This is a genomic window from Streptomyces sp. NPDC001157 (assembly GCF_053598255.1).
Map to the genome: position 1 here is coordinate 25,191 of NZ_JBSFJW010000037.1, position 24,251 is coordinate 49,441.

Annotated in this window: 28 protein-coding genes; 15 read left to right on the plus strand and 13 right to left on the minus strand. The window is 70.1% G+C overall.

From position 1 onward, the window contains the following. Nucleotides 1-165 precede the first annotated feature (165 nt). The 3 genes from ACWDAG_RS39485 to ACWDAG_RS39495 are packed head-to-tail and all read left to right on the plus strand — an operon-like array spanning nucleotide 166 to nucleotide 2,098. The gene (locus tag ACWDAG_RS39485) at nucleotides 166-1,131 is read left to right on the plus strand and encodes an AraC family ligand binding domain-containing protein (protein WP_450700379.1); all 966 of its coding nucleotides are present in this window, start codon (nucleotides 166-168) and stop codon (nucleotides 1,129-1,131) included. After that, entirely contained in the window at nucleotides 1,032-1,793 is a 762-nt protein-coding gene (locus ACWDAG_RS39490) for an AzlC family ABC transporter permease (protein ID WP_450700380.1), read from the plus strand. The genes ACWDAG_RS39485 and ACWDAG_RS39490 overlap by 100 nt, the downstream gene beginning before the upstream one ends. Beyond that, nucleotides 1,790-2,098, plus strand: coding sequence for an AzlD domain-containing protein (locus ACWDAG_RS39495; protein ID WP_450700381.1), 309 nt, complete (start codon nucleotides 1,790-1,792; stop codon nucleotides 2,096-2,098). Before ACWDAG_RS39490 ends, ACWDAG_RS39495 begins: the two co-directional genes overlap by 4 nt. Nucleotides 2,099-2,109: 11 nt before the next feature. Here ACWDAG_RS39495 and ACWDAG_RS39500 read toward each other — a convergent pair whose 3' ends face one another. Beyond that, nucleotides 2,110-3,054: a hypothetical protein gene (locus tag ACWDAG_RS39500; protein WP_450700382.1), complete on the minus strand. Its 945-nt coding sequence runs from the start codon at nucleotides 3,052-3,054 to the stop codon at nucleotides 2,110-2,112. Nucleotides 3,055-3,134: 80 nt separating this feature from the next. On the opposite strand from ACWDAG_RS39500, the gene ACWDAG_RS39505 reads away from it, so the two are divergent. Beyond that, nucleotides 3,135-3,329 (plus strand): DUF3046 domain-containing protein, encoded by a 195-nt coding sequence (locus ACWDAG_RS39505; protein ID WP_030947308.1) that lies wholly within the window; start codon nucleotides 3,135-3,137, stop codon nucleotides 3,327-3,329. 60 nt (nucleotides 3,330-3,389) lie between these two features. Beyond that, nucleotides 3,390-4,658 (plus strand): AI-2E family transporter, encoded by a 1,269-nt coding sequence (locus ACWDAG_RS39510; RefSeq protein WP_450700383.1) that lies wholly within the window; start codon nucleotides 3,390-3,392, stop codon nucleotides 4,656-4,658. A 30-nt stretch (nucleotides 4,659-4,688) separates the two neighbouring features. Here ACWDAG_RS39510 and ACWDAG_RS39515 read toward each other — a convergent pair whose 3' ends face one another. Further along, entirely contained in the window at nucleotides 4,689-5,441 is a 753-nt protein-coding gene (locus tag ACWDAG_RS39515) for a hypothetical protein (protein ID WP_450700426.1), read from the minus strand. A 478-nt stretch (nucleotides 5,442-5,919) separates the two neighbouring features. On the opposite strand from ACWDAG_RS39515, the gene recA reads away from it, so the two are divergent. Beyond that, complete coding sequence (gene recA / locus ACWDAG_RS39520) at nucleotides 5,920-7,044, plus strand: recombinase RecA (RefSeq protein WP_450700384.1); 1,125 nt, start codon at nucleotides 5,920-5,922, stop codon at nucleotides 7,042-7,044. Between the two features lie 3 nt (nucleotides 7,045-7,047). After that, nucleotides 7,048-7,941, plus strand: a complete 894-nt coding sequence (gene recX, locus ACWDAG_RS39525; protein WP_450700385.1) for a recombination regulator RecX — start codon at nucleotides 7,048-7,050, stop codon at nucleotides 7,939-7,941. 196 nt (nucleotides 7,942-8,137) lie between these two features. Here the strand turns inward: recX and ACWDAG_RS39530 are convergent, their stop codons facing one another. The 8 genes from ACWDAG_RS39530 to ACWDAG_RS39565 form a co-directional block, all read right to left on the minus strand. Continuing rightward, nucleotides 8,138-8,569 carry a rhodanese-like domain-containing protein gene (locus ACWDAG_RS39530; protein WP_450700386.1) on the minus strand — a complete coding sequence of 144 codons (432 nt, stop codon included), beginning with the start codon at nucleotides 8,567-8,569 and terminating at the stop codon, nucleotides 8,138-8,140. Next, a complete protein-coding gene (locus tag ACWDAG_RS39535) occupies nucleotides 8,566-9,105 on the minus strand; it encodes a cysteine dioxygenase (protein ID WP_450700387.1) in 540 nt (179 codons plus the stop codon). Before ACWDAG_RS39535 ends, ACWDAG_RS39530 begins: the two co-directional genes overlap by 4 nt. Nucleotides 9,106-9,184: 79 nt before the next feature. Then, on the minus strand, nucleotides 9,185-9,232 hold the full coding sequence (locus ACWDAG_RS39540) for a hypothetical protein (RefSeq protein ID WP_309506048.1): 48 nt from the start codon (nucleotides 9,230-9,232) through the stop codon (nucleotides 9,185-9,187). A gap of 118 nt (nucleotides 9,233-9,350) precedes the next feature. Continuing rightward, nucleotides 9,351-10,952 carry an FAD-dependent monooxygenase gene (locus tag ACWDAG_RS39545; RefSeq protein ID WP_450700388.1) on the minus strand — a complete coding sequence of 534 codons (1,602 nt, stop codon included), beginning with the start codon at nucleotides 10,950-10,952 and terminating at the stop codon, nucleotides 9,351-9,353. 175 nt (nucleotides 10,953-11,127) lie between these two features. Continuing rightward, complete coding sequence (locus ACWDAG_RS39550) at nucleotides 11,128-12,060, minus strand: amino acid ABC transporter permease (protein WP_450700389.1); 933 nt, start codon at nucleotides 12,058-12,060, stop codon at nucleotides 11,128-11,130. Beyond that, nucleotides 12,057-12,725: an amino acid ABC transporter permease gene (locus tag ACWDAG_RS39555; protein ID WP_450700427.1), complete on the minus strand. Its 669-nt coding sequence runs from the start codon at nucleotides 12,723-12,725 to the stop codon at nucleotides 12,057-12,059. Before ACWDAG_RS39555 ends, ACWDAG_RS39550 begins: the two co-directional genes overlap by 4 nt. 75 nt (nucleotides 12,726-12,800) lie before the next feature. Beyond that, nucleotides 12,801-13,643: a glutamate ABC transporter substrate-binding protein gene (locus ACWDAG_RS39560; RefSeq protein WP_450700390.1), complete on the minus strand. Its 843-nt coding sequence runs from the start codon at nucleotides 13,641-13,643 to the stop codon at nucleotides 12,801-12,803. Between the two features lie 79 nt (nucleotides 13,644-13,722). After that, a complete protein-coding gene (locus ACWDAG_RS39565) occupies nucleotides 13,723-14,499 on the minus strand; it encodes an amino acid ABC transporter ATP-binding protein (protein ID WP_450700391.1) in 777 nt (258 codons plus the stop codon). Nucleotides 14,500-14,813: 314 nt separating this feature from the next. Here ACWDAG_RS39565 and ACWDAG_RS39570 point away from each other — a divergent pair, with 314 nt between their 5' ends. After that, nucleotides 14,814-15,500, plus strand: a complete 687-nt coding sequence (locus ACWDAG_RS39570) for a response regulator transcription factor (protein WP_450700392.1) — start codon at nucleotides 14,814-14,816, stop codon at nucleotides 15,498-15,500. 9 nt (nucleotides 15,501-15,509) lie between these two features. Then, on the plus strand, nucleotides 15,510-16,910 hold the full coding sequence (locus tag ACWDAG_RS39575; RefSeq protein ID WP_450700393.1) for an ATP-binding protein: 1,401 nt from the start codon (nucleotides 15,510-15,512) through the stop codon (nucleotides 16,908-16,910). A 16-nt stretch (nucleotides 16,911-16,926) separates the two neighbouring features. On the opposite strand, the gene ACWDAG_RS39580 is transcribed toward ACWDAG_RS39575, so the two are convergent. Then, nucleotides 16,927-17,928 (minus strand): TAXI family TRAP transporter solute-binding subunit, encoded by a 1,002-nt coding sequence (locus ACWDAG_RS39580; protein ID WP_450700394.1) that lies wholly within the window; start codon nucleotides 17,926-17,928, stop codon nucleotides 16,927-16,929. A 111-nt stretch (nucleotides 17,929-18,039) separates the two neighbouring features. Between ACWDAG_RS39580 and ACWDAG_RS39585 the strand changes: the two genes are divergently transcribed. The 3 genes from ACWDAG_RS39585 to ACWDAG_RS39595 are packed head-to-tail and all read left to right on the plus strand — an operon-like array spanning nucleotide 18,040 to nucleotide 20,809. Continuing rightward, entirely contained in the window at nucleotides 18,040-18,444 is a 405-nt protein-coding gene (locus ACWDAG_RS39585) for a pyrophosphohydrolase domain-containing protein (protein WP_450700395.1), read from the plus strand. 58 nt (nucleotides 18,445-18,502) lie between these two features. Then, complete coding sequence (gene miaB / locus ACWDAG_RS39590) at nucleotides 18,503-20,020, plus strand: tRNA (N6-isopentenyl adenosine(37)-C2)-methylthiotransferase MiaB (protein ID WP_123967890.1); 1,518 nt, start codon at nucleotides 18,503-18,505, stop codon at nucleotides 20,018-20,020. Between the two features lie 54 nt (nucleotides 20,021-20,074). Then, complete coding sequence (locus ACWDAG_RS39595; RefSeq protein ID WP_450700396.1) at nucleotides 20,075-20,809, plus strand: class III extradiol dioxygenase subunit B-like domain-containing protein; 735 nt, start codon at nucleotides 20,075-20,077, stop codon at nucleotides 20,807-20,809. 72 nt (nucleotides 20,810-20,881) lie between these two features. Here the strand turns inward: ACWDAG_RS39595 and ACWDAG_RS39600 are convergent, their stop codons facing one another. Next, a complete protein-coding gene (locus ACWDAG_RS39600) occupies nucleotides 20,882-21,151 on the minus strand; it encodes an antitoxin (protein WP_450700397.1) in 270 nt (89 codons plus the stop codon). 62 nt (nucleotides 21,152-21,213) lie between these two features. After that, nucleotides 21,214-21,483, minus strand: a complete 270-nt coding sequence (locus ACWDAG_RS39605; RefSeq protein WP_450700398.1) for a hypothetical protein — start codon at nucleotides 21,481-21,483, stop codon at nucleotides 21,214-21,216. A gap of 182 nt (nucleotides 21,484-21,665) precedes the next feature. Between ACWDAG_RS39605 and miaA the strand changes: the two genes are divergently transcribed. The 3 genes from miaA to dapF all read left to right on the plus strand — a co-directional run bounded on the left by miaA (nucleotide 21,666) and on the right by dapF (nucleotide 24,225). After that, a complete protein-coding gene (gene miaA / locus ACWDAG_RS39610; protein ID WP_450700399.1) occupies nucleotides 21,666-22,604 on the plus strand; it encodes a tRNA (adenosine(37)-N6)-dimethylallyltransferase MiaA in 939 nt (312 codons plus the stop codon). 108 nt (nucleotides 22,605-22,712) lie between these two features. After that, nucleotides 22,713-23,216 carry a hypothetical protein gene (locus tag ACWDAG_RS39615; protein WP_450700428.1) on the plus strand — a complete coding sequence of 168 codons (504 nt, stop codon included), beginning with the start codon at nucleotides 22,713-22,715 and terminating at the stop codon, nucleotides 23,214-23,216. A gap of 115 nt (nucleotides 23,217-23,331) precedes the next feature. Continuing rightward, a complete protein-coding gene (dapF, locus tag ACWDAG_RS39620) occupies nucleotides 23,332-24,225 on the plus strand; it encodes a diaminopimelate epimerase (protein ID WP_450700400.1) in 894 nt (297 codons plus the stop codon). The last annotated feature ends 26 nt before the right edge of the window (nucleotides 24,226-24,251 follow it).

Sequence of the window (24,251 nt, forward strand, 5' to 3'; positions counted from 1 at the left end):
GGCCCGCCGCCCGCGGGAGATCGGCCTGGTGCGGGAGGGGGCCGTGGGACGACGTAAGCGGCGGGCTGTGCCGCACCGCCGCGACCCGCTCCCGTGCGTCGGCGGGTGCGGGTGGGTGGGGGTGCGGGCGGGCTACTTTCTGTCGGGTCGGCGGAGAATGGGGGTATGGCGGGTTCGGGGAAGGAGTTGGCTCGGCACTGGCAGTACGCCGAGCTGCCCGGCGTCGATCTGCTGCGGGCCCGGTACATCCGCAAGGAGTTCGTGCGACATACGCACGGGAACTTCGTCATCGCTGCCATCGCCGACGGGGTCGAGGTCTTTCACCATCGGGGGGCCGATCAGTACGTCGGCGCGGGGGCGCTGGCGCTGGTCAATCCGGACACCCCGCACACCGGGCGGGCCGGTGTGCCCGAGGGGTGGCGGTACGGGGCCGTGTATCCGTCACCGGAGGTGGTGGCCGAGATCGCGGCCGAGACCACGTTCATCCGGGGGACGCCCGGGTTCGTCAGTCCGGTGCTCGACGATCCGTACACCGTGGGGCTTGTGCATCGGGTGCTGCGTGCCGCGGAGGACGGCAATGCGCTGGCCGCCGACACGCTGCTGAGGGGCGCTGTGACGAGGCTGCTGCGGCTCAATGGCGGGTCGTTGCCGCAGCGGCAGGTGCGGACGGCGGGTGCCCGGATCGCGGCACGCGCGCGTGCAGTGCTGGAGGAGCGGCTGGCCGAGCCTCCGACCCTGGAGAGGCTTGCGGCCGATCTCGGCACCAGTCCGTTCGCTCTGCTGCGGGCGTTCCGGGACGCCTACGGGATGCCGCCGCACGCCTGGCTCACAGATGCCCGGGTACGGCGGGCGCGGCACCTGCTGGACGCCAGTGCGACGCCCGCGGAGACCGCCGTCGCCGTCGGGTTCACCGATCAGCCGCATCTGAACCGGCACTTCACCCGGATCGTCGGCGTGCCCCCTGGGGCGTACCGGCGTGAGCGCAAGAACGTACAAGACGCGCGCGGGCGACTGCTCCTACCGTCGGGTGCGTGGCAGACCAGACAGCTTTCGCAGGCACACGTCAGGAAGACGGAGGAAAAGCGGACTCCGCCGTCGTACGAGACGCCCTCGGAGTCGGCGTCGCCGTAGGACTGTCCGGCTTCGCCTTCGGGGTGACGTCGGCCGGCAGCGGGCTCACGCTGCTGCAGACCTGCGCGCTCAGCCTCCTGGTGTTCACCGGTGCATCCCAGTTCGCCCTGGTGGGGGCCCTCGCGGCCGGAGGCAACCCGCTCACGGCAGCGGCGGGTGCCTTCTTCCTGGGGGTGCGCAACGCCTTCTACGGGCTCCGTCTGTCCCAGTTGCTGGCCCTCCCGCGCGCGGTGCGGCCGTTCGCCGCCCAGTGGGTCATCGACGAGACCACCGCGGTCGCGCTGGCGCAGCCCACGCGGCGGGCGACGCGCATCGGGTTCGCCGTCACCGGGCTCAGTCTGTACCTGCTGTGGAACCTCACGACATTCCTCGGCGCACTGGGCGCCGACGCCATCGGGGACACCGACGCATGGGGCCTCGACGCTGCCGGACCGGCCGTTTTCCTCGCTCTGCTCGCGCCGATGCTCAAGACCACCACCGAGCGCACGGTGGCCGGCCTCGCCGTCCTTCTGGGGCTCGGTCTGCTGCCCGTGCTGCCCGCCGGCGTGCCTGTCCTGGTGGCCGCGCTGGCAGCGCCCGCCGTTCTCTGTCCGGAGGGTCGCCGCAGGGGCACGTCACGCAAGGAAGCACACCAGAACGACGTACCAGGGGAAGACCGTTGAACACCTGGATCGCGATCGGCGCGACCGCCTTGGGCTGTTACGCCGTCAAGCTCGCAGGACTGCTCGTACCCGGGGGTGTGCTCGAGAAGCCGCTCACCAGGCGTCTGGCCGCGCTCTTGCCAGTGGCTCTTCTCGCCGCCCTCACGGCCCAGCAGACCTTCGCCGACGGGCCCGCCCTGGTGCTCGACGCGCGGGCGGCAGGGCTCGGCGCAGCCGCCGTGGCGCTTTTCCTGCGCGCCCCGTTCCTGCTCGTCGTGGCGGCGGCCGTCGTGGCGACCGCCGGGGTGCGTGCCCTGGGCGGGTGACGGCGCCCGGGTCAGCCGATGGGACGCCCGTGCGCCCTGAGGGTGTGAAGCGCCTCGATCGTCGCCATGGGGCGGGCCTCGAGGGCGGTGCCCGGTGCCCACCGGCGTCGGCGGACAGGCCAGCCGCCGTCCTCGTGCTGCGCGTCCGCAAGGAAGTCGAGGGAGCGTGTCATCTCGGCATCCGTGAACCATGCGCGCGCCAGCGAGCTCGGCGTCTTCGCGTAGTCGTACGGGAAGTGGTGTTCACCGGGCGCGTAGCCGAGGGCGACCGGGTACGCGTCAAGGCGGTCGGGCTCCAGAGCCGCGAGCCGGTGTTCGCGCACCAGGCGGCCGAGGCGGTCGGCAGCCGCCTCCGCGCGCGGACGGTCGGGGGCGGAGTCCAGGAAGGCCACGGCGGCCTCGATCTCGTAGGGGTGGGACTTCTCCAGCGACTCGACCGCGTGCCAGCAGAAGTCCGTGGCCCTGAACAGCCAGGCATGCCACACCTCGTTGCGATGCAAGAGCCCCACCACCGGCCCCGTGGTGAGGAGTTCGCTGGGCGGGTCGTCCACGATCGGCATGAAGGGGGCCGCCGGATAGCCGCGCTGGCTGGGATGGATCGCGGGCAGGGCGCCGTCCGTCGTGGACACGGCGGTCAGATAGCGGCACACGCGCTCCACCCGCTGTCCGCCACAGCGCCCGATGGCGTCCAGAACACGCAGGGCGCGCACAGTGTGCAGCGGCTGGCTGACCGGGCCGCGCAGATCGGGCTCCAGCGCGTGGCCGTACCCGCCGTCCTCGTTGCGGTACGCGTCCAGCGCGGTCTCCACCGGGTCGGCGCCCCCGTTCAGGAAGTGGTGTGCGAAGAGGCGCTGTTCCAGCACGCGCGCGGTGAGCCACACGAAGTGCTCGGCGCGGAAGAGCGGGGAGCGTGCCGGGGGTGCGGCAGGCAGTGGGGAAGCTCCTGTTTCGGGCATGCGTCAGACCGTAGGGCGGAAAGCGGTCTCGGCAAGGGGTCCCGGCTCAGGCCCACCCCCAGGGGCGGGATACTGGATGCATGCGGTTGACGGTCTTCTGGCAGCGGATGGCGGATCACTTCGGTCCGGGATACGCCGACACCTTCGCACGCGATCATGTGATGGCGGAGCTCGGCGGTCGCACGGTGCACGGGGCGCTGGACGCCGGCTGGGATGCCAAGGACGTGTGGCGCGTGGTCTGCACGGTCATGGACGTTCCGCGGGAGAAGCACTGATCGGTCACGAAGATCGCAGGGCGGTAGTTGATTGTCAGACCAGTGGGCGAGACTTGATCCGTGGCACCCACTGACGAGGCCGGGCAGACGGCCCAGCACGCATCCCCGTTCGGCACGACGCCGCCCGATCGGCCTCCGGCCGACGCCGCCGGGCCGGGCGTCCGTATGCCGCGCTGGCTGCCGCGTGCCGTGGTGCTCGTCCTCGCCCTCTATGCGGCTTTCCAGCTGGGCACTTGGGCGTTCCATCAGCTCACCGGCCTGCTGATCAACATTCTCATCGCGTTCTTCCTGGCTCTGGCCATCGAGCCCGCGGTGAGCTGGATGGCCTCGCGCGGCATACGCAGGGGGCTGGCCACAGGCTTCGTCTTCCTCGCCGTAATGATCATGGCGGCGGGCTTCGTCACCCTGCTCGGCTCCATGCTGGCGGGCCAGATCATCAAGATCGTCGAGGAGTTCCCGAACTACCTCGACTCCGTCATCAACTGGATCAACACGCACTTCCACACCGAGCTCAGACGCGTTGACGTCCAGGAGGGCCTGCTCCGCTCCAACTGGCTGCGCAACTACGTGCAGAACAGCGCAACCGGTGTGCTGGACGTGTCCGCCCAGGTCATCGGGGGTCTCTTCCAGCTGCTGACGATCACGCTGTTCTCGTTCTACTTCGCCGCGGACGGCCCGCGGCTGCGCCGCGCGATCTGCTCCGTCCTGCCGCCCGCGCGTCAGGCCGAGGTGCTGCGCGCGTGGGAGATCGCCGTCAACAAGACCGGCGGTTACATCTACTCGCGCGGCCTGATGGCGCTCATCTCCGGCATAGCGCACTACATCCTGCTGCAGTTCCTGGGTGTGCCCTACGCGCCCGTGCTCGGCGTCTGGGTGGGTCTGGTCTCCCAGTTCATCCCGACCATCGGCACCTACCTCGCGGGTGCCCTGCCCATGCTGATCGCCTTCACCGTGGGGCCCTGGTATGCGCTGTGGGTGCTGATCTTCGTCGTGGTCTACCAGCAGTTCGAGAACTACATGCTGCAGCCCAAGCTGACCGCGAAGACCGTCGACATCCACCCCGCCGTCGCCTTCGGTTCGGTCATCGCCGGCACCGCGCTCCTCGGTGCCGTCGGCGCGCTGATCGCCATCCCGGCGGTTGCCACACTGCAGGCGTTCCTGGGGGCGTACGTGAAGCGGTACGCCGTCACGGACGACCCTCGTGTCCACGGGCACCGGAGAGGGGGATCGGGGCCGGGTCTGCTCACGCGCGCGAGGCAGTTGTGGATGCGGCGGCCCGGGGCGGCACAGGACGAAGCGGTGGAAGCCGGAGAGGGTTCCTCCGCCTGAGGTGCGATCCGATGAGCGGGCGCAACCGGTTCAGTAGGTGAGGACGGCCCACACCCCGGCGCCGATCACGGCAGCCACGTAGCAACCCGTCGCCGCGGCCACGATCCGCCTCCGGACCGGCTCGCTCCAGGACGTGCCGGACAGCAGTAGGGCCAGCACCGGCAGGACGAGGACCGCGTGCAGGCTGACTCCGTGCAGTGGCTTGAGCGGGGCCGTCGAGTGGTAGGCCGCCTCCTGGTGCCCGGTCCGGGTGAGCACCACACCGCGCGCGATCATCGCGGCGCCCGAAGCGAGCGCGACGAGCAGGATCGCGAAGCCGGAACGCACCGCGAGCGCCATCCCCGCGGGTCCTGAGGGCCGGTGCCGGAACGACGCGAGAGCGAACACGGTGAGCAGCACCACGAGGACGCCACCGCCCACCGCGAGCGTCATGGACACCGCGGTGTCGAAAGGTGTCTCCATGTCGAGATGAGAGGGCACCCGGCGCCAGGCCTGAAGGGTGATACCGCCGACCTCCACGACGCAGTCGGCGGCGAACACCATGAGCAGCAGAGCGCGCAGTCGCGAACCGATGCGCAGATACGACGTCACCCAGGTGACCGCGATCAGCGTCGCCCCGAAGGACAGTCCGAACGTGACGGGCTTGCGCCAGGAGACGGGCCCGTCCCAGGGGCCGCCGTCGACGGCGAACACCACCAGGTGCACGAGGCCGGAGAGGATCAGGAGAAGACCGACGGCGTGGCAGAGGCGCTCCGCCGGGCGCGCTCCCGACCACCAGGCCATTGGGGCCGACGGCCGCGTCGGCGGCGTGGAAGCTGTCATCGGGCCCGCACTCCAGTCCAGGGCGTGGTTGCCGCGTGCTGCCCTGCCGCCCTCTCGGATGGGCTTCTTGGTCGCCATGCCCTCAGCCTCGCGAGACCGCCCTCTCCGGTCGTCGTCCGGCCGAAGACACCCGCCGTACGCCGCGAGGAGTAGCCGGACGGGACGCAGGCACGAACGGCGGCCGCATGGCGCGGAGTCCGGCCTGTTGTCGGACCGCGGACGTAGTCTCGGAGGTGTCGCATGGTGCGCTTGACACGAAAATCGAACATCCATTCTCATGGAGGCTCCGGCGAAGCTCTCGACGGGTAATTCGGCATGGTTTTGACGGAGATGCACCCGAGTTATCCACAGGCCGGACGGGCGTCGGGGCGCATTGTCAGTGGCAGGCGTTAGCGTCTTTGACGTGAAGCGATCGACTCAAGCAAACCGGGTGGAACCCATGGCAGGAACCGACCGCGAGAAGGCGCTCGACGCCGCGCTCGCACAGATTGAACGGCAATTCGGCAAGGGCGCCGTGATGCGCCTCGGCGAGCGGCCGAACGAGCCCATCGAGGTCATCCCCACCGGGTCGACCGCACTCGACGTCGCCCTCGGCGTCGGCGGCCTGCCGCGTGGCCGCGTCGTGGAGGTGTACGGCCCGGAGTCCTCCGGTAAGACGACCCTGACGCTGCACGCGGTGGCGAACGCGCAGAAGGCAGGCGGCCAGGTCGCCTTCGTGGACGCGGAGCACGCCCTCGACCCCGAGTACGCGAAGAAGCTCGGCGTCGACATCGACAACCTGATCCTCTCCCAGCCGGACAACGGCGAGCAGGCCCTGGAGATCGTGGACATGCTGGTCCGCTCCGGCGCCCTCGACCTCATCGTCATCGACTCCGTCGCCGCGCTCGTCCCGCGCGCGGAGATCGAGGGCGAGATGGGCGACAGCCACGTCGGTCTCCAGGCCCGTCTGATGAGCCAGGCCCTGCGGAAGATCACCAGCGCGCTCAACCAGTCCAAGACCACCGCGATCTTCATCAACCAGCTCCGCGAGAAGATCGGCGTGATGTTCGGCTCCCCGGAGACCACGACCGGTGGCCGGGCGCTGAAGTTCTACGCCTCGGTGCGCATCGACATCCGCCGCATCGAGACCCTGAAGGACGGCACGGAGGCGGTCGGCAACCGCACCCGCTGCAAGGTCGTCAAGAACAAGGTCGCCCCGCCCTTCAAGCAGGCCGAGTTCGACATCCTCTACGGCCAGGGCATCAGCCGCGAGGGCGGCCTGATCGACATGGGCGTGGAGCACGGCTTCGTCCGCAAGGCCGGCGCCTGGTACACGTATGAGGGCGACCAGCTCGGCCAGGGCAAGGAGAACGCTCGCAACTTCCTGAAGGACAACCCCGACCTGGCCAACGAGATCGAGAAGAAGATCAAGGAGAAGCTGGGCGTCGGCGTGCGACCGGAGGAGCCCACCGCTGAGCCGGGCGCGGACGCCGCCGTCTCCGCCACCGCGGACGACACCGCGAAGACGGTGCCCGCTCCTGCGGCCAAGACAGCCAAGACCAAGGCTCCGGCTGCCAAGAGCTGACGTATGACACGGCGAACGGACTGGGCCGAGTACGCCTACCCGGACCCTCCGCGAGGGCGGGACGGGAGAGGCGACGCGGCTCTTGCCGGACCGGACGGCGATGCGTACGGCGCCGATGCGGGGCACGGCGCGCAGGGAGGACACGACCGCGCGAGGTCGCGCGGCACGACGGCGTACGGCATCGGGGGGTGGTACGGCGACGAGCCGGGCGGCAGCGAGTGGCCGGACGACGGGGGACCGGACGGTTTCGGCTCGTCCGGTGCTGGTTCGCGCCGTGGCGGCCGGGCCCGTGGTGCAGGCGGCACCAGAGGTCGTCGGCAGCGACGCCCCGGGGAGCCGACCGGCGAGGACGGGGGCTCCTCCTCCTCGTCGAGGGCCGAGCAGGAGGAGTCCTCAGGGGACCCGGTCGAGCGGGCACGGGCCATCTGCCTGCGCCTGCTCACCGGCACCCCGCGCACGCGCAAGCAGCTCGCGGACGCACTGCGCAAGCGGGAGATTCCGGACGAGGCCGCGGAGGAGGTGCTGTCGCGGTTCGAGGAAGTCGGGCTGATCAACGACAGCGCGTTCGCGGACGCCTGGGTGGAGTCCCGGCACCATGGCCGGGGGCTCGCCCGGCGGGCGCTGGCTCAGGAGCTGCGGACCAAGGGCGTCGACTCCACGCTGATCGACGAGGCGGTCTCGCAGCTCGACTCCGAGCAGGAGGAGGCGACCGCGCGCGAACTCGTCGCCCGCAAGCTGCGCTCCACGCGTGGCCTCGACCGCGACAAGCGGCTGCGCCGCCTTGCGGGCATGCTCGCCCGCAAGGGCTACTCCGAAGGCATGGCGTTGCGGGTGGTCCGGCAGGCGCTGGAGGAGGAGGGGGAGGACACGGAGTTCCTCGGAGACGAGGGGTTCTGACGGGGCAGGAGCCATCGAGGCGTGGCCGCCGGGATGCGTGCCCGCCCAGTACGGCGTGACCATCGAACCCGGCGGCGCGGTCCCTCCTCGCCGGTGCTGTCGTCGCTCGCGTCGAGGCCCTGTCGAGCGGCTACTGCGTACCGACGTCGGCGACGACCGATCGCCGACCTCCGACCGATCCCCTATCCCCGCCCGCCTATGACGTCACCGGCAGCCCCGCCGCCTTCCATGCTTGAAACCCGCCGACCAGATCGGTGGCCCGTCCCAGCCCCAAACCGTGCAGCGATGCCGCCGCGAGGCTCGACGCGTAGCCCTCGTTGCAGATCACCACGACCCGCACGTCATGACTCGTGGCCTCCGGCACGCGGTGGCTGCCCTGCGGGTCGAGGCGCCACTCCAGTTCGTTGCGCTCGACGACGAGGGCGCCCGGGATCAGGCCGTCCCGATCGCGCAGGGCGGCGTAACGGATGTCGACCAGGAGCGCCTCGCCGGCGCGAGCGGCGTCGTAGGCCTCCTTCGGCTCGATCCGCTCATAGCCCTGGCGCACTCGCTCCAGCAACTCGTCGATGCCGACGGGCTGTTCGCTCGCGCCCCCCGCTTGCCCGCGGGCCGGACCCTCGCCGCTCACTGCCAGTCCTCCGGGCGCTCGACCTGCTCCAGGCGGAGAACCTGGCCCACGCGGCTGTAGCGGCGGATCTGCGGCAGGGGCGGGTAGTAGGCATGCACGGAGACCGCGTGCTGGTCTGTGGACTCGTTGAGCACCTCGTGGACGTGATGGCGACCGAAAGCACGCCCCTTGCCGGTCGGCAGCTGCCGCTCCCGGTCCACGCCGTCGGTGAGTTCCAGGGTCTTCCAGCCGTCGGCGGGCAGCCGGGCGGCCAGCGAGTTCTCCTTGAGCTCGCCGACCGCCGTCACGAAGGCGCCGACGGACTCGGCATGGTCGTGCCAGCCGGTGCCCGTGCCGGGCGGCCAGCCGATCAGCCAGGCCTCGCTGCCGCCGGGCCCCTCCAGGCGCACCCAGGTGCGGCCCTCGGGATCGAGGGGGAGGGAGGCGATCAGCTCCGCGTCGGCGGCCGTACGCCGTACGAAGTCGAGGAGGTCCGCCTGCGTCGGAGTCTGGGTGGCTGCGGCCGGAGAAGCAGGGGCAGAAGGGGAGACAGACACGTGGCACCGTCCTGAAGAAGAAGTCGCGTGGGGGCGCGCGGCGGCACTGGAAGGCGCGCGCGGAAGAGGGGATGCGAATTCAGCAGGACGGACGACACACGCAGCCCGCGTAGCGGACGAGGTCCATATGGACCCTCCGCCACAGGCGCACAAAGGTGTCGGTCACGATCCGGAGTACACCATTGCGGGTGTAGAGCGGTCAACTCACCGTCACTATGTGGACCACACCGTGACGGTGAGTAGGGTCACTTCGAGGGTGAGCCGGCCGTGGCCTCTGCCTTCACCGGCCCTCCCAGCGTCGCCTCCGCCGCCGAGTACAGCTCGGCAGGACGCACTCCGCCCAGCGCCGTGACCAGGTGCCCGTCCGGGCGTACCAGCAGCACGGTGTGAGCGGCCGCACCGGGATAGCTCTCGGCGACCAGCAACTCGGCGGGGTGCGGCAGCGCGGCCACCGCGGCCGCCAGCCGGGGCATGATCCCGGCGGTCATCCAGTGCTTGCGGTCCCACACTGCCGTGCCCGGCGCGATCAGCACCACCAGCAGGGCTCCGCGCCCGAGCCGGTCCCGCAGCTGCACGAAGGTGCCGTCCTCCGCGGTGACCCGCACGTCGGTGACCTGTTCCCCGGGCGCCGTGTCGACGGGAACCTCGGCTTCCAGGTGCCGGGGGGCGAGCGGGGAGGTGGCGTACGCCCCCGGCGCACCGAGTGTTCCGCGCCCCAGATGACCGTCCGTGAGCAGCGCGTCGTGGCCGCGGGCCGAGCCGGGCACGTATGCGCGCAGCCCTCCGCCGCCGCGCAGCAGTGGCAGAGCCTGGTCGGCCGCGCGCAGCCGGCCTGCGACGACCCCGCGTCGTTCCGCCTGGTAGCTGTCGAGCAGCGCCTCGTGCGGCCCGTGGTGCCAGGCCAGCGCCAGCTTCCAGGCCAGGTTGTCGGCGTCCCTGAGCCCCTCGTCGAGGCCCTGCGCGCCCAGCGCGCCGAGCAGGTGCGCCGCGTCGCCGGCGAGGAAGACCCGGCGGACCCGCCAGCGGCGGGCCAGCCGGTGGTGGACCGTGTGGACTCCGGTGTCGAGGAGCTCGTACGGCGGTGTCGAGCCCCCGGTCCAGCCGGCCAGGGTTTCCCGGATGCGGGCCAGCAGCAGCTCGGGCGTGACCAGGTCCTTGCCCGGCGGCAGCAGCCAGTCCAGGCGCCACACGCCGTCCGGGAGAGGGCGGGCGGTCACCTCCCCGGCCGAGGGCCCGGACGTCCGCCACGGCGGCATCCGATGGAGCAACGCTTCGTCCGCCCACGGGAGTTCCGTGCGCAGCGCGGCCACGGCGTGTCGCTCCACCGCGGTACGGCCAGGGAAGCGGATGTCCTGGAGTTTGCGCACGGTGGAACGCGGACCGTCGCAGCCGACCAGATAACTGCCGCGCCACCAGGTGCCCTTGGGGCCACGGGTGTGGGCGGTGACCCCCGAGGCCTCCTGCTCAACCGTGTCGAGGCGGCTGTCCACGGCGACCTCGACGAGGGGCTCGGTGGCCAGGGCGGCGCGCAGGGCGCCGGTCAGGACGTGCTGGGCGATGTGCAGCGGGGCGGGTTCGTCACCGCCGAAAGTGACCTCGCGCATCACCTGCTTGCGCCGCATCGACCGCCATCCGGCCCAGCGGGCTCCCTCCCGCGTGAGCGGCTGGCCGGACAGCCGCTCCATGAGGGCGGCGGTGTCCTCGCGCAGGACGGCGGTCCGGGCGGGGCGCGGTTCGTCCTTGCCGGGGCCCTCGTCCAGCACGACGCAGGGCACTTCCTGACGGGCCAACGCCAGGGCGAGCGTGAGCCCGACGGGCCCCGCGCCGACGATGATCACCGGGTCCACGGCGCGGCGCCCCCTGCTCGTGGCGGCGTCCTGACGGACGTGTGTGAACAGGAAGTTGGAGCAGGGTGCACGATCACAGAACGTATGCAACCCATTGGCGGGGTTTGCGTCAAGCGACGGAGGCAGTGGCGATCAGGCCACTGCCTCCGTCCCGTCCATGCTGTTTGACTGATCGTCAGAGATAGGTCTTGCTGCCGGGGAGGCCGCCACCTTCACCGCCGGTCCCGAAGCCGCCGCCCACCGCGGCCGGGTTGACCTCCACCGCGTCCTCACCGAGGACCGCGCCTGTGCTCTTCTTGCTGCGCCTAAGCCTGGCCTCCAGCCAGCCTGCGAAGCTCGTGAGCGAGAAGTTCAGCACGATGTAGATCACGGCGATGACCGTGAAGCTAGCGATGGTGTTGCCGTAGTAGCCGATCATCGTGTTCGTCGACGCAAGCAGTTCCGGGAAGGTGAGGACCGCGCCGCCCAGGGCGGTGTCCTTCACGATCACGACGAGCTGGCTGACGATGGCCGGGAGCATCGCGGTGACCGACTGCGGCAACAGGATGAGCCGCATGACCTGGCCCTTGCGCATGCCGATCGCCACGGCCGCCTCGGACTGGCCCTTGGGCAGGGCCAGGATGCCGGCCCGGACGATTTCCGCGAGGACTGCGGCGTTGTACAGCACGAGACCCGTGACGACCGCGTACAGCGGGCGGTCGTCCGAGCTGACGTTGGTGTAGTTGGCGTACAGGGCCTGCCCGAAGATCATCAGGACCAGTACGGGGATGGCCCGGAAGAACTCCACCACGATCGAGGCCGGTACGCGGACCCAGACGTGGTCGGAGAGCCGGGCGATGCCCAGGAACGCCCCGAGTGGCAGCGCGATGACCATGGCCAGCGCGGCGGCCTTCAACGTGTTCTGCAGGCCCGGCCAGATGTAAGTGGACCAGGCTTCCGTGCCGGAGAGGAAGGGCTTCCACAGCGCCCACTCGAGCTGGTTCTTGTCGTCGAGGCTGGTGTACACCCACCACACCACTGCCGCGACGGCGATCACGAAGACACCGGTGAAGAGGACGTTGCGCCGCTTGGCGCGCGGTCCTTGCGCGTCGTAGAGCACGGAACTCATCGCTTCACCGCCACCTTCTTGCCCACCCAGCCGAGGATCAGGCCGGTCGGCAGCGTCAGGATCACAAAGCCCAGGGCGAAGATCGCAGCGATCGGAATGAGTTGGGCCTCCTTCTCGACCATGTCCTTCATCAGGGCCGCCGCCTCAGCGACACCGATCGCGGCGGCCACCGTGGTGTTCTTCGTGAGTGCGATAAGCACGTTCGCCAGGGGGCCGATGGAGGAACGGAACGCCTGCGGCAGCACGACGAGCCGGAGCACCTGGGAGAAGCTGAGACCGATCGCGCGGGCCGCCTCCGCCTGCCCGACCGGCACCGTGTTGATGCCGGACCGGATCGCCTCGCATACGAACGCCGACGTGTAGGCGACCAGACCGAGAACGGCGAGCCGGAAGTTGAGCGTGTCGATGACCCCCTTCGCGCCGAGGGTGACGCCCAGGGTGTTGGCCAGGCCCAGCGACGTGAACAGAATGATCACGGTCAACGGAATGTTCCGCACGGTATTCACATAGACGGTGGCGAAACCGCGCATCAGAGGCACCGGGCCGACGCGCATGGCCGCCAGCAGAGTGCCCCAGACCAGGGAGCCGACGGCGGCGAGCAGCGTCAGCTGCACCGTCGTCCAGAAGGCCCCCAGCACGTCGTAACCTTCAAGAAAGTCGAACACGATCTCCCGCGCTCCCGCGTGTAGGGATGCCCCGGTGCGCCGCCGCGGAGGACGGCGCACCTGTCAGGCGTTGCTTCAGCTCTTGACGTCGCCGATCTTCGGCGCGGGCTCGTTCTTGTAGTTCGCCGGGCCGAAGTTCTTCTTCACGGCCGACTCCCAGGAGCCGTCGGAGACCATGTCCTCGAGCGCCTTGTTGATCTTCGCCTTGAGGGCGCTGCCCTTCTTGACGCCGATGCCGTAGTTCTCGTTGGTCATCTTGAAGCCGCCCAGCTTGAACTTGCCCTTGTACTGGGCCTGGGAGGCGTAGCCGGCGAGGATCGAGTCATCCGTGGTGAGCGCGTCGATGGCGCCGCTCTGCAGACCGGTCAGACATGCCGAGTAGGTCGGGTACTTCTGCAGCTGGGCCTTGGGAGCCAGCTTGTCGTGGACGTTCTGCGCCGAGGTCGAGCCGGTCACCGAGCACAGGTTCTTCTTGTTGAGGTCGGCCGGAGACTTGATGGAGTTGTCATCGGCGCGGACCAGGACGTCCTGGTGGGCCAGCAGGTATGGGCCGGCGAAGTCGACCGACTTCTCGCGCTCCGGGGTGATCGAGTACGAGGCGGCGATGAAGTCGACGTCACCGCGCTTCAGCATGGTCTCGCGGTCGGCGCTCTTCGACTCCTTCCACTCGATCTGGTCCGCGCTGTAGCCGAGCTTCTTGGCGACGTAAGTGGCAACGTCGACATCAAAGCCGGCGTAGCCCTGCGGCGTCTTCTGGCCGATGCCCGGCTGGTCGAACTTGATACCGATGGTGATCTTCTTGCCGCCGCCGGAGGAGGAGCCGCTGTCCTTGTCGTTGTTGCTCGACCCACAAGCCGTAGCCGCCACAGCGAGAGCGAGCACAGCGGCCGAAGCGGCGGTGACCTTGCGGAGCTTCATGATGAACATCCTTTGGCTGATGAAGAGATGAGCGCCGGCGGAGCGATGAGAGCCGGCGGTGGCTGAGCAGGGCGAACCGTCAGTGGTGGAGGATCTTCGACAGGAAGTCCTTGGCGCGGTCGCTGCGCGGATTGCTGAAGAACTGGTCGGGCGCAGCCTCCTCGACGATCCGGCCGTCAGCCATGAAGACCACACGGTTTGCAGCCGATCGTGCGAAGCCCATCTCATGGGTGACGACGATCATGGTCATGCCGTCGCGGGCGAGCTGCTGCATGACCTCCAGGACCTCGTTGATCATCTCCGGGTCGAGGGCCGACGTCGGCTCGTCGAAGAGCATGACCTTGGGGTCCATGGCCAGCGCTCGGGCGATGGCGACGCGCTGCTGCTGGCCGCCGGAGAGCTGTGCGGGGTACTTGTCCGCCTGGGTGGCCACGCCGACCCGGTCGAGCAGGGCCCGGGCCTTCTCCTCGGCCTGCTTCTTGTCGGCCTTGCGGACCTTGATCTGGCCCAGCATCACGTTCTCGAGCACGGTCTTGTGCGCGAAGAGGTTGAAGGACTGGAAGACCATGCCGACGTCGGCGCGCAGCCGGGCCAGCTCCTTGCCCTCCTGGGGCAGCGCCTTGCCGTCGATCGTGATCGAGCCCGAGTCGACTGTTTCCAGGCGGTTGATGGTGCGGCACAGGGTGGACTTACCGGACCCGGAGGGCCCGATGACCACGACGACCTCGCCGCGGGCGATCGTCAGGTCGATGTCCTGGAGTACGTGCAACGCGCCGAAGTGCTTGTTGACGCTCTTCAGGACGACCAGTTCGCCGGTCGCGGCCACGTCTTCCTTGGCCACCGATACTTCGGTCATCGCTATCGGGCTCCGTCCTCCTCGGTTTCGGAGGACAGTAGTAACCCCGTTCCACCAGCGTCATTACATCTGAGGGGAATCTGAGCATCACGATCCGATAGCAATCGGACACGTGTCGTAGCACTTCGCAGTACTCGCGCGCGGGCCGCGTATCGGCCGGGTAACTAAAGCGGTCCGCAAACGGAACCCACTTGACGTCGTCGTCGTCCATCAGCGTGACTGCCTTGATGCACACGCGCGCGTGCCAGGCGTTTTGTGCCCATCCTGTTCGTATCCATCCTGTTCGTACGGCCTATGAACCGAAGGAGGCCCGGATGAGACTGCTCCTCGTCGAGGACGACAACCATGTCGCCGCCGCTCTTTCTGCGGTTCTGGCACGGCACGGTTTCGACGTCACGCACGCGCGTAGCGGCGAGGAAGCTCTCCAGGCGCTCGTTCCGGAGGGTGACGGCTTCGGCGTCGTCCTGCTCGACCTGGGCCTGCCCGACCAGGACGGCTACGAGGTCTGCGGCAAGATCCGCAAGCGCACCAGCACCCCGGTGATCATGGTCACCGCGCGCTCCGACGTCCGCTCCCGTATCCACGGCCTCAACCTCGGCGCCGACGACTACGTGGTGAAGCCGTACGACACCGGGGAACTACTCGCCCGTATCCACGCCGTCAGCCGGCGCAGCGTCCACGAGGACCCCGGGGCGGCCGGCGACCACCAGCTGCGCCTCGGGTCCATGCTCATCGAACTGCCCACCCGGCAGGTCAGCGTGGACGGTTCGGTTGTCCAACTGACCCGCAAGGAGTTCGATCTTCTCGCCCTGCTCGCGCAGCGCCCCGGGGTCGTCTTCCGCCGGGAGCAGATCATCAGTGAGGTGTGGCGCACCAGCTGGGAGGGGACGGGACGCACCCTGGAGGTGCACGTCGCGTCCCTGCGCGCCAAGCTGCGCATGCCGGCTCTGATCGAGACCGTACGCGGCGTCGGTTACCGCCTTGTGGCCCCGTCCTCGTAGCGTGCACGGGTGCGTACTCGTCTTCTTCCGCTGCTGATCGTCCTGATGGCGGCCGTGCTGCTCGCGCTCGGGATCCCGCTCGCCGTGAGCGTTGCCGCTGCTCAGCAGCAGAAGGTCGTCGTCGACCGGATCGACGACACGGCGCGCTTCGCGTCCCTCGCCCAGTTCGTCACCGACGCCTGCAGTTCCACACGCACGTCCACGGACGAGCGGCTCAAGACTCTGAGCAGTGAACTCGACAGTTATTACGGCGTCTACGGCATCCAGGTCGGCGTGTTCTGCCGTACCGGCAGCCCCATGGCGCAGGCGCCGCAGACCTTCTCCCCCGACAAGGGCGAGGTGCACGACGCGTTCGCCGAGGCGCTGCTCAGCCGCCGCAGCCACGACCCCAAGCAGGTGTGGCCTTGGCAGCGCCACCGTCTGGTCGTCGCCTCACCGGTCATCCGCGACGGTGACGTCGTCGCAGTCGTCGTCACCGACTCGCCCACCGGAGCGCTGCGTTCGCGGATCCTGCACGGCTGGCTGGTCATCGGCGTCGGCGAGATCGCCGCGATGCTGCTGGCCGTCGGCGCCGCGCTCCGGCTGACCGGCTGGGTGCTCAGGCCCGTACGGGTGCTGGACGCCACCACCCACGCGATCGCGAGCGGTCGGCTGAAGTCCCGGGTTGCGGCCGCCGGCGGCCCCCCGGAACTCCGGCGCCTGGCCCATGCGTTCAACGAGATGGCGGACAACGTCGAGGACGTGCTGGAGCAACAGCGTGCCTTCGTCGCGGACGCCTCGCACCAGCTGCGCAACCCCCTTGCGGCGCTGCTGCTGCGCATCGAACTGCTCGCTCTCGAACTGCCGGAGGACAATGAGGAGATCGCATCGGTCCGCACCGAGGGCAAACGCCTCGCGGAGGTCCTCGACGACCTGCTCGACCTGGCCCTGGCCGAGCACACCGAGGCCGACCTGCGGATCACCGACATCGGCGCGCTGACCGCCGAGCGCGTCGCGGCCTGGACGCCGACCGCCGAGGCCAAGGGCGTACGGCTGGTGGGACATTGCCCGCCGACCACCGCCTGGGCCGACCTGGTCACGCTCTCCAGCGCGCTGGACGCGGTGATCGACAACGCGGTCAAGTTCACGCCCGAGGACGAGTGCGTCGAGGTCACGGTCGCGGCCGACGGCGACACCTCGACCGTCGTGGTCACCGACAACGGCCCCGGCCTGACCGACGAGGAACTCGCCCGCGTCGGCGACCGCTTCTGGCGCAGCGGCCGCCACCAGAACATCAAGGGCTCCGGGCTCGGCCTGTCCATCTCGCGCACGCTGCTCGCCGCGGGCGGTGGCTCGATCTCGTACGACCATCACGAGCCCCACGGGCTCACGGTGACGGTGTCCGTGCCGAGGAACAGCTCTGCGGTCTGACCGATGGGTGGTGCCGCTACGGCTTGACCGAGCGGTAGTAGCGCCGGGCGCCCTCGTGCAGGGCCAGCGGGTCGGTGTAGATCGCGGTGCGCACGTCGACGAGTTGCGCCGAGTGGACCTTCGTACCGATGCCGTCCCGGCTCCTGATCACCGTGCGCGTCAGCCACTCGGTGACCCGCGGGTCCATGTCCTTGCGCGTCATCAGCAGGTTGGACACGGCCAGCGTAGGCACGGCGAACCCTCCCTGGACGCTGGGGTAGGCCGATTCCGGCATGTTGGTGGCGCGGTAGTAGCGGGTGGCGCGGTCCCGGTCGTGCAGCTTGGCGACGAGGCCGGGCTTGATCGGCACGAACCGGAAGGCGAAGGTGCCGGCGAGTTTCTGCAGCCCCTGCGTGGGCAGCCCGCCCGACCAGAAGAACGCATCGATCTTGCCCTGCTTCAGCCGGTCCGGCCCGGTGTCGATACCGTCTGCGGACGGGGTGATGTCCTTCGCCGCGTCGATGCCGGCCGCCTTGAGCACCCGGTCGGCGATCAGCCGCACACCCGAGCTGGGCGGTCCTATGGCCACCCGCTTGCCCTTGAGGTCCGCGACGGACGTGATGCGTGAGTCGCGGGGCACGACGAGCTGCACGTAGTCGTCGTACAGGCGGGCGACACCGCGCAGCTGGTCGGCGCCGGGGTTGTGTCGCGCGAGCTCGTAGGTCTCCACCGCGTCGGCCGCGGCGATGGTGAAGTCGGCCTTGCCGGTTGCCACCCGCCTGACGTTCTCCTGGGAACCGTCGCTGGTCAGCAGCTTCACCTTCAGGTCCGGCATGTCCTTGTCGAGGGCGGTGCGCAGCAGCTTGCCGTACTGCTGGTACACCCCGGCCGGCGTTCCCGTGCTGATCGTGATCGTTCCGCTCGGAGGGGCCTCGCCCAGGGGCAGCAGCCACCACAGCAGCAACCCGAAGACGACGAAACCGGCAGCCGCGCCCTGCAGGGCCCGACGTCTGCCGATCCGGGGGAACATCTTGGACATGCGAGGGATCCTGCCAGCCGGAACGCAGTGCTGACCAGGGCTGCTGCCCTGGGCAGGGTCACAACGGGATCACGACGGGGCGTTGTCAGTGGCGGTCGATACAGTCGCCGTATGAGCTCATCGCCCGCCGACCTGGTTCGCCAATTCCACCTCGCCGTCGGGCTCGACGCCCGCAGCACCCCCACCGCGGTCCCGCCCTCACTGGCCGCCCATCGCGGTGAACTGCTCGCGGAGGAGGCCGCGGAGGTCGCCGAGGTCTCGGTCACGGGCCCGCTCGACAAGCTCGCCCACGAGCTGGCCGACGTCGTCTACGTGGCCTACGGCACGGCCCTCGTCCACGGCATCGACCTCGACGAAGTGATCGCCGAGATCCACCGCTCCAACATGACCAAGCTGGGCCCCGACGGCCTGGTCACCCGCCGCGCCGACGGCAAGGTCCTCAAGGGCGACCACTACGAGGCCCCGGATGTATCGGCGGTGCTGCGCCGGCAGGGATGGGCGCCCGGGGGCGCATGAGCCCCCGGTTGTCCACAGGGCGACCGGAGACACTTCCGGCACCGCCTACCCTTGTCACATGAGCAGCATCGACCGGAGCCAGGCAGTGGGCGTGAAGACCTACGAAGTCCGCACCTATGGGTGCCAGATGAACGTCCACGATTCCGAGCGCTTGTCGGGGCTGCTCGAAGAGGCCGGGTACGTGCGTGCACCCGAGGGCTCCGACGGCGATGCCGACGTCGTCGTCTTCAACACCTGCGCCGTCCGCGAGAACGCCGACAACCGGCTGTACGGCAACCTCGGCCGCCTCGCGCCGAAGAAGGCCTCGCGGCCCGGGATGCAGATCGCGGTCGGCGGCTGTCTCGCGCAGAAGGACCAGGACACCATCGTGAAGAAGGCGCCCTGGGTGGACGTCGTCTTCGGTACGCACAACATCGGCAAGCTGCCGGTCCTGCTGGAACGCGCGCGCGTGCAGGAAGAGGCCCAGGTCGAGATCGCCGAGTCCCTGGAGGCGTTCCCCTCCACCCTGCCGACGCGCCGCGAGAGCGCGTACGCGGCGTGGGTGTCGATCTCCGTCGGCTGCAACAACACCTGCACCTTCTGCATCGTCCCGGCCCTGCGCGGCAAGGAGAAGGACCGCCGCACCGGCGACATCCTCGCCGAGATCGAGGCCCTGGTCGCCGAGGGCGTCTCCGAGATCACCCTGCTCGGACAGAACGTCAACGCGTACGGCTCCGACATCGGCGACCGCGAGGCCTTCAGCAAGCTGCTGCGCGCCTGCGGAAAGATCGAGGGACTGGAGCGCGTCCGCTTCACCTCCCCGCACCCGCGCGACTTCACGGACGACGTGATCGCGGCGATGGCCGAGACCCCGAACGTGATGCCGCAACTGCACATGCCGCTGCAGTCCGGCTCGGACACGGTCCTGAAGGCGATGCGCCGCTCGTACCGGCAGGAGCGCTACCTCGGGATCATCGAGAAGGTGCGGGCCGCCATCCCGCACGCCGCGATCACCACCGACATCATCGTGGGCTTCCCGGGTGAGACGGAGGAGGACTTCGAGCAGACCCTGCACGTCGTCCGTGAGGCGCGGTTCGCGCAGGCCTTCACCTTCCAGTACTCCAAGCGCCCCGGCACCCCGGCCGCCACCATGGAGAACCAGATCCCGAAGGAGGTCGTCCAGGCGCGCTACGAGCGTCTCGTCGCCCTCCAGGAGGAGATCTCCTGGGAGGAGAACAAGAAGCAGGTCGGCCGCACCCTGGAGCTGATGGTCGCCGAGGGCGAGGGCCGCAAGGACGGCGCCACCCACCGTCTCTCCGGGCGTGCCCCCGACAACCGCCTGGTCCACTTCACCAAGCCCGAGCAGGAGGTGCGGCCCGGCGACGTGGTCACGGTCGAGATAACGTACGCCGCCCCGCACCACCTCCTCGCCGAGGGAGCCGTGCTCGACGTGCGCCGCACGCGCGCGGGGGACGCCTGGGAGAAGCGCAACGCTGCCGAGGCGGCGAAGCCGGCGGGCGTCCTGCTGGGGCTGCCGAAGATCGGTGTGCCCGAGCCGCTGCCGGTCGCGACGGGGAGCGGCTGCGGCTGCGACTGACCGCTCCGCTCGGCGCGGTGTCCGCCGCCAGTCGGCGGGGTTACCCTGCCGATCATGCTTGTCGCCGCCGCATGCTGCCCCTGCCCGCCACTGCTCGTGCCCGAGGTCGCCGCGGGTGCCGCAGCCGAGATGGACGTCGCGCGTGCCGCGTGCACGGACGCGGTCGGTCTGCTCGCGGCCGCCCGGCCCGACCGGCTCGTCGTAGTCGGTCCCGCAGAGCCGAGCGGCCGAGGCACGTATGCGGAGGGCTCGCGGGGGTCCTTCCGCGGCTTCGGCGTCGATGTGGACGTACGACTCGGCAGGGCCGAGCACGCCGAGGCCGAAGGCCCGGCCCCGGCGTCGGAGCGGTCGCTTCCGCCCTCGCTGGCGGTGGCCGCGTGGCTGCTGCAGCGCACCGGTTGGTCCGACGCCCCGATCGAGGGACTCGGTGTGGGGGAACCTCTCGTGGCCGAGCGGTGTATTCAAGTCGGAAGGGACATCGCCGCCACGGCCGAGCGGGTGGCGCTGCTGGTGATGGGTGACGCCAGCGCCTGCCGCACTCTCAAGGCCCCCGGTTACCTCGACGAGCGCGCGGCGCCCTTCGACGCGGAGGTGGCGCGTGCGCTGGGAGCGGCGGACGTGCCGGCCCTCAAGGCGCTGGACACCGACCTGGCGTCCGAGCTCAAGGCATCGGGCCGAGCTCCTTGGCAGGTCCTTGCCGGCGCGGCCGAGGGCACGGACCTCGCAGGCGCGTTGCTTTACGAGGACGCGCCGTACGGAGTGGGCTACATGGTCGCGACCTGGTCGTAGAGGCGCGGGGATGAACGGCGGACGGCCGGGAGCCCTCGGGCCCCGCGGCCGTCCGTCGGTGTGCCGTGCCGTTCAGGGAGCAGGCGGCGTGGACTTCGGCGGCGCGGTCGTGGCACCGCCCGCCCCCGTGCCGTCCTTGTGCGCGAGTCGGTCCATGGCGCCCTTGGCCTTGCCGGTCCCGGTGTGGATCTTGTCGCTGTACTTGCCCTTGGTCTTCTCGTCGACGACCTTCGCAGCCCTGTCGAGACCGTGCGTGATCTTGCCCCCGTGCTGTTGGGCGAGGCCGGAGACCTTGTCCTTGGCCGGGTTGAGCTTGGCCTTGAGGTTGTTCAGGAGACCCATGGTCCACCTTTCGTCGTTCCCGGGCTCGGCACGCCCCTCCGGCTCACTCGGGCCAGGGGCGGTTACGTGCGGGCGTCCTCGTCGGCGTCCCTGTCGGCCGCTTCCTCGGCGGACTGCTGCTTGGGGATCTCGACGCCCTCACCGGAGGCGGACTCGGCGGCCTCCGACGCCTTCGGCTCGCCCTCGGTCGGCTCCTCGGCCTCGACCGACCCCTTCGCCTCTGCTGCCTCCTCCGTCGCCGGCTCGGCCGTCGGTGTGTCGGCCTGAGCCTCGGCGGTTGACGCCTCCTCGGTAGCCTTCGACCTCCGCAGAAGTCGTGCGAAAACGCCCATATCCACTCCATACGTTACTCGTGCGGGCGAAATCCCGCGTCGTCCGGTGCGCCCGTTTGCGCCGCCCGGGTCGCCGCCCCCCGAAACCGGCGGCGAGAGCCTCGCAACGGGCAACGACCCGGCACCCGTGCCGTCACGTAACTCGTTCGAGGAGTGCTCCCGGGGTTTGCGAGACTGGTGGCGTGACCACCGCACCCCCCGCCCCCCGAGTCATCGCCGTCGTCGGACCGACCGCGGCCGGAAAGTCCGATCTGGGCGTTTTCCTTGCCCGGCAACTCGGAGGCGAGGTCGTCAACGCCGACTCCATGCAGCTCTACCGGGGGATGGACATCGGCACCGCCAAACTGACGCCCGAGGAACGCGGCGGCATTCCGCACCATCTCCTCGACATCTGGGACGTGACGGTCACGGCGTCGGTCGCCGAGTACCAGAGGCTCGCCCGCGCCAAGATCGACGGCCTGCTCGCCGAAGGCCGCTGGCCGATCCTGGTCGGAGGCTCCGGTCTGTATGTCCGCGGCGCCGTCGACAACCTGGAGTTCCCCGGCACCGACCCGGAGGTCAGGGCCCGGCTCGAGGAGGAGCTCGCGCTGCGCGGCTCGGGCGCGCTGCACGCCAGACTTGCCGCAGCCGACCCCGAGGCGGCGCAGGCGATCCTGCCCAGCAACGGCCGCCGTATCGTCCGGGCCCTCGAAGTGATCGAGATCACCGGTCAGCCCTTCACCGCCAACCTGCCCGGCCATGACTCGGTCTACGACACCGTCCAGATCGGCGTCGACGTGGCCCGCCCCGAACTCGACGAGCGCATCGCCCGCCGGGTCGACCGGATGTGGGACGCCGGGCTCGTGGACGAGGTGCGTGCGCTGGAGGCGCAGGGCCTGCGCGAGGGTCGTACGGCAGCCCGCGCGCTCGGGTACCAGCAGGTGCTCGCGGCGCTGGCCGGGAAGTGCACCGAGGACGAGGCGCGGGCCGAGACCGTGCGCGCCACCAAGCGCTTCGCGCGCCGTCAGGATTCCTGGTTCCGGCGCGACCCCCGCGTGCACTGGCTGAGCGGGGCTGCGGCGGATCTCACAGAACTTCCGCACCGCGCGCTCGCGTTGGTCGAACGACCGGTCACAGCCTGATCACGTCATGGCATCGGGACGCTCCGGCCGCCGTTCCGGCATCCGGCGCCGTGCCATCATCGAGCTTCGATCGACCAAGTGGAGTCCTAGTTGGGAGGGCGCGTGGCGATGGAGGCCGGCCCTCGCGACACCGCACAAGGCACCGAGCCCCTCACCGTCGTCAGCGGTGAACCGGAGCAGGACGAGATCGGTCTGAGCCCCGACGGGCCCGACGAGACGCAGGGCGGAGTGACCGCCGACGGCCCCGAGCCGGACGAGATGTTCGCCGGTGGCCCCGAGGTCGAGGTCGAGCTGCGTCCGCAGCGCCGTCTGCGCATCTGGCAGCTCGCCCCCATCGTCGCCCTCGCCGCGGTCGGCTCCCTGATGTTCGCCTTCCCGCTCGCCTTCGACTTCGGCGACAGCGGGGCCGTGATCGCCATGCTGGGACTGCTGATCTGCTCCTGCGCAGCCGGCTGGGGCATGATGGCCGCCCGTCGGGTCGGCTACACCGGCCCGGGCCTGCCGCAGCGCGGCTCCGGCCGCAGACCGGACTGGCGGGTCGTGCTGGCATACGTCGTGGTGGTCGCGGCGGTCGTGGTGCTCGCCGTGTGGCGCGTGGCAAGGCTCCGTTGAAGCGCCCCATAAGGGGCGCGGGGAACTGCGCGATCAACCACGACGGACCCGCGCGTACCCACTGCCCCGCACCCTCCCTCAGCTCCCCCAGCGGAGCGCGCCGTACGATCGAGGAATGAGCACGCGGATCGCCTTCCTCAAGGGCCACGGCACCGAGAACGACTTCGTGATCGTGCCGGACCCCGAGAACTCCATCGACCTGCCCCCGACCGCCGTCGCCGCCCTGTGCGACCGTCGCGCGGGCATCGGCGGTGACGGCCTGCTGCACGTGGTGCGGTCCGCCGCGCACCCAGAGGCGCAGCACATGGCGGCCGAGGCCGAGTGGTTCATGGACTACCGCAACGGCGACGGCTCGATCGCGGAGATGTGCGGCAACGGCGTGCGGGTGTTCGCGCACTACCTCCAGCGCGCCGGGTACGTCGGCGAGGGCGACCTCGCGGTGGCCACACGCGGGGGCGTGAAGAGCGTGCACATCGCGAAGACCGCATCCAACGGCGGCTCCGCCGCGGGTGACATCACCGTCGGCATGGGCAAGGCGCGCCTCCCCGAAGGGGACGTCACGGTGACCGTCGGCGAGCGCAGCTGGCCCGCGCGGAACGTGAACATGGGCAACCCGCACGCGGTCGCGTTCGTCGACGACCTCGCACACGCAGGCAACCTGTACTCCCCGCCGCCGTTCAGCCCGGCCTCCGCATACCCGGACGGCGTGAACGTGGAGTTCGTGGTCGACCGCGGCCCCCGGCACGTCGCCCTTCGCGTGCACGAGCGCGGCGCCGGCGAGACCCGCTCGTGCGGCACGGGCGCGTGCGCCGTCGCCGTGGCCGCCGCCCGCCGTGACGGCGTCGACCCTGCCGTCACCGGGAGCCCGGCGACATACACCGTCGAGGTGCCCGGCGGGACCCTGGTCATCACCGAACAGCCCGACGGCGAGATCGAGATGACCGGCCCCGCAGTGATCGTCGCCGAGGGTGAGATCGACTCCGAGTGGCTGGAAACATTCGTTCGCTGAACAGGGTGGCGGCCTGGAATCGGAGG